The sequence below is a fragment of the Bacillus cereus group sp. BfR-BA-01492 genome (genome assembly GCF_022662815.1).
Classification (GTDB): Bacteria; Bacillota; Bacilli; order Bacillales; family Bacillaceae_G; genus Bacillus_A; species Bacillus_A cereus_BD.
This window is the reverse complement of sequence record NZ_JAKUEH010000055.1, coordinates 1-453: the sequence shown is the minus strand read 5'-3', so window position 1 is coordinate 453 and position 453 is coordinate 1. Positions and strand designations below refer to the sequence as shown.

Genomic DNA, 453 nt, shown 5'->3' with positions numbered 1-453 from the left:
TACTAATAGATCGAGGACTTAACCAATAAAAAAAGCGAAAACGGCTTGTTCAGAGCCGTAGGGCATTGGAACCCCCGACCGAGAAGCGCTTTTTGCTTCGACCGAGGGTGGCGAAATGACCGGAGGATCTAGCCGTTGGAGCTAGATTACGCTAAGAACTACATTCGTGTTATCTAGTTTTGAGAGAATATAAAAAACCTGTTGACTTTTTAAGTGAATTAGGTATAATAATGATTGTCTTAAATGAATATTGTCTGGTAATGATGGCAGAGAGGTCACACCCGTTCCCATACCGAACACGGAAGTTAAGCTCTCTAGCGCCGATGGTAGTTGGGGCCTTGCCCCTGTGAGAGTAGGACGTTGCCAGGCAAATGGAGGATTAGCTCAGCTGGGAGAGCACCTGCCTTACAAGCAGGGGGTCGGCGGTTCGATCCCGTCATCCTCCACCATATA

At 47.5% G+C, this 453-nt stretch carries 1 tRNA gene and 1 rRNA gene; both read left to right on the top strand.

The features are described 5' to 3' along the window. Positions 1-253 precede the first annotated feature (253 nt). A 5S ribosomal RNA gene (gene rrf / locus MR063_RS21550) occupies positions 254-369 on the top strand. 4 nt (positions 370-373) lie between these two features. Next, positions 374-449: transfer RNA gene (locus MR063_RS21545), tRNA-Val, on the top strand. Positions 450-453 lie beyond the last annotated feature (4 nt).